Below are 4086 nucleotides of genomic sequence, written 5' to 3'. Positions count from 1 at the left end.
GCCAATGCTCAGTCGGTATCGGCAAGCACGACGGCACCCGCCGCCAATCAGCCAACTGTCGGCGCTGCGCCGAACGGTGTTCCGCTCGTGGATATCGTCACGCCGAACGGCGCTGGCCTGTCATATAATAAATACAACGACTTCAACGTCGGCACCCAGGGCCTGATCCTCAACAACTTCAAGGGCAATCAAGGCACCTCGAACCTCGGCGGGGTGACACCCGGCAATGCGAACCTCAATGCCTCGAACCCGGCTTCGGTGATTTTGAATGAGGTGACCAGCGGCAATCGTTCGGCGCTGAATGGTCCGACGGAAGTGTTTGGTGGCAGAGCTGATGTTATAGTAGCGAACCCTAATGGACTGACATGCAACGGCTGCGGCTTTATCAACACGCCGCATGCTACGTTGACCACCGGTGTTCCCAACATCGGCGCCGACGGAAGCCTGACCGGTTTCACCGTCAATGGTGGCGACGTTACCTTCGAAGGGGCGGGGGGGAACTTTGCAGCCGCTCCCGGCGCCGTCGACCTGTTCGACGTCGTTGCCCGCAACATCCATGTCAATGCCCCGATCTACGGCAAGACCGTGCGACTGACCGGCGGCGCCAGCCAATACAACTATGCCACTGGCGAGGCGACGGCGCTGACCGCCACCTCCGGCACGCCGGAATATGCGATCGACGGCACGGCGCTGGGCGCCATGCAGGCCGACCGCATCAAGATCGTCGTCACGGAAAAGGGGGCCGGCGTCAAGATGAGCGGCGACATGGCTGCCAATGCCGGCGAGCTGTCACTCTCGGCCGATGGCAAGATCTCGATCGGTAATGCTTCTGGACGGGATGGCGTCGCCATTACCTCGAAACAGAAGATCACCGCTGCCAAAGTTAGTTCGCAACAGAAACTTGCTGTCCGGGCCGACCAAGGCATCACTCTGCAGACGGTCGCAGCCCTTAGCGACATTGTTCTGACGAGTGGCACTGGTCTCTTGAGCGTGTCGGGTGATGTCAACAGCGCCACGACCGTTCAGATGAGCTCCGATTCCGGCATTGCAGCCGGAAGCGTGACGGCTGGCAACGGTGTGGCAACACTTGTCGCCACCTCTGGCGATATCGCGATTGCCGGTGCTGCCAATAGCACCGGCGACCTCAATCTGACGGCGACAAGTGGTGCCATCTCGGCCGCCTTCCTCCAGAGCAGCCAGAATATGGCCTTGAATGCTGCGCTTGGGATTGCTGTTGCCGGCAATGTGCAGGGGCAGGGCAATGTCAACCTTACCGGCCAGTCGATTTCAGCCGGTAAGGTCATCTCCGGCATCAATCTTGCCGCCACCAGCGCCGATCCGAATGGCAATGTGGTGCTCGGTGCCGCAGGCAACCTCAGCCTGACGGCGACCGGCGGCAATATCGCAACCGGCAATCTGTTGTCGGCCGGAGCGCTCAATGTCAGTGCCACCGGCAATACGACCGCCGGCGGCATCCAGTCAGTCGCTGATCTGGCGGTGACCGCGGCGTCGCTGACATCAAGCGGCATCACGTCACATGGCGCGCTCACCGTCAACGCCGCCACAAACGTGACCGGTCAGGTTCTTGGCGCAAACAATATTCTGATCTCAGGTTCTGCTATCTCGGCTGGGGCCATTGTCTCTGGCGTCGACTTTGCGGCCACCAATGCGAACGGTGGTGGCGTTGTTGTCGGCTCGGCCGGCACGCTCGGTTTGACTGCCACAACCGGAAACATCGTTGTCGATAAGCTGCTGTCGGCTGGCGACCTGACTGCTCAGGCTGCCCTGTTGCAGGCAAATAACATCACGAGCCATGGGACCACCGGTATTACCGGTGGCGTCAATGTCGCAAACCAATTGCTCGGCGCTGGCAATATCACCATCAACGGCAACGCCAATGGTGTCAGCGCCGGTCTTCTTGCCTCCGGCGTCGACTTCGCTGCGACCAACGCGGCCGGCGGCAATATCGTGCTGGCGAGTGGCGGCGATCTAACGGTCAACGACAGCGCTGGCGCCATCCAGGCTGGGACCGTCTTTGCAGCCGGTACGATCAATGCCACCGGCCAGGCCGTCACTGCCGACACCATCACCGGCCACAAGAACATCACTCTTTCCGGCGCGGTCGATGGCGTGGTTGTTACCAGCCAAGGACTGGGAGGCGGTGACGTCTCTCTTTCCGGCTCGAGCATTAAGGCAGGGACTCTCGCCTCCGGTGTCGACTTCGCCAGGACTGCTGCCGCCAATGGCAGCATCGTGTTGGCTGGCAGTGGCGATTTGAACCTTACTTCGTCCGGCAACATCAATGCCGCTACGCTGCTGTCTGCCGGCAATCTCAGCTCTGCCGGCGTCGCTGTCACTGCGGACAGCATGGCCGCCCGTGGCGACATGACGCTCGGGGGCGCGATCAGCGTCACGGAACAGATCCTCGGGTCTGGCAACGTCTCGATTACCGGCCAGAGCTTGTCAGCCCAGACGGTCGTTGCTGGCATTGACTTCGATGCAACCAATAGGGCAGGGGGCAATATCGCCCTTGGCCAATCTGGCGACCTGACCGTGTCGGTCAATGGCGCCGTGGCGGCGCCAACCATGCAGGCGGCAGGTGTCATCGATGTCAGCGGTATGTCCGTCGCCGCAGGTTCGGTCACGGGCCACAAGGGTATTACTCTTTCCGGTGCCACCACGGTCAGCGGTCAAATTCTGGGCGGCGGCGCTATCGGCATCTCCGGGCCAGGCATCAAAGCCGGCACGATCGTTTCCGGCGTCGATTTCGCCAGGACCGCTGCTGCCAACGGAAACATCATCCAGGCGACAAGCGGTGACCTGACGCTTGCATCGACAGGATCCATTGACGTCGGTACGTTGCTGTCGGCCGGGGCGCTTTCAGCAAATGGCACGACGGTAACCTCCAATGCGATGACCGCTCATGGCGACATGACGCTTGGTGGCGCGATTAGCGTCACGGATCAGATCCTCGCATCTGGTAACATATCCATCACCGGCCAGAGCCTGAAGGCGCAAACCCTTGTCGCCGGCATCGATTTCGATGCCACCAATGCCGCAAGTGGCAATATCGTTCTCGGCCAAGCGGGTGATCTGAAAGTATCGGTTGGTGGTGGCGTTGCGGCTTCGACTGTGCAGGCCGCCGGCTCCGTCGATGCCAGCGGCACTACCGCTACGGCCAACGCCATCACCGCTCGCAAGGATATCACTCTTTCAGGAACCGCGGGCGGAGGCGTGAGTGTCGCCAATCAAATCCTTGGCGGCGGCAATGTTTCCATCTCGGGGTCTGGCATCAAGGCAGGCGCGATTATCTCCGGCGTAGATTTCGCCAGAACTGCCGCTGCCAACGGCAATATCGTGCTCGCCAGCAGCGGCGATCTGACGCTGGTCTCCGCCGGCAATATCGACACCGGCACACTGCTGTCGGCCGGGGATCTTTCGGCCAGCGGCGCGGCCGTGAACGCGGATGCCATCACATCACACGGCGTCGTCACGCTCAATGGCGCCACGACCATAAGCGGCCAGGTCCTCGGCGCCGGCAATGTACTGATCACCGGCCAGAGCCTGTCGGCCCAGACGGTCGTCGCCGGTATCGACTTTAGCGCCACCAACGCGTCGGGCGGCAATATCGTTCTTGGCCAGACCGGGGATCTGACGGCCCAGCTCGGCGGTGGATTCGCTGCATCGACGATGGAGGCCGCCGGCGCCATCAACGTCAACGCTGCTGCCGTGAATGCCGGAGCAGTCACTGGTCATAACGATATTGCCTTTTCCGGTGCCACGAACGTCAGCGGTCAGATTCTCGGCGGTGGTAAAATCGGGATTTCTGGCCCGAGTATAACGGCAGGGGCGATCGTTTCCGGTGTCGATTTCGCTGGAACGGCCGCCGCCAACGGCAACATCGTCCAGACGGCGAGCGGCGATATCGCGCTGACCTCGATAGGTGGCCTCACCGTTGGCACGCTATTGTCGGCCGGTGATCTTACCGCTCAGGCAATGGATCTGACGGCAAGCAGCATCACAAGCCATGGCGAGACCGACCTGAAGGCGAGCGGCCGCCTTGGCGTCAGTAGCCAAGTGCTATCG

At 61.5% G+C, this 4086-nt stretch carries 1 protein-coding gene; it reads left to right on the top strand.

The genetic code is table 11. The annotated features are described in order from the left end of the window. The coding region (locus QD409_RS35135) for a beta strand repeat-containing protein (RefSeq protein WP_430765000.1) at positions 1-4086 on the top strand (4086 nt) is incomplete at both ends.

Source organism: Rhizobium sp. BR 315 (assembly GCF_050577975.1).
GTDB classification, from domain to species: Bacteria; Pseudomonadota; Alphaproteobacteria; order Rhizobiales; family Rhizobiaceae; genus Rhizobium; species Rhizobium miluonense.
Note: the sequence above shows the minus strand (reverse complement) of the source record. Positions and strands in the feature narration are given on the sequence as shown.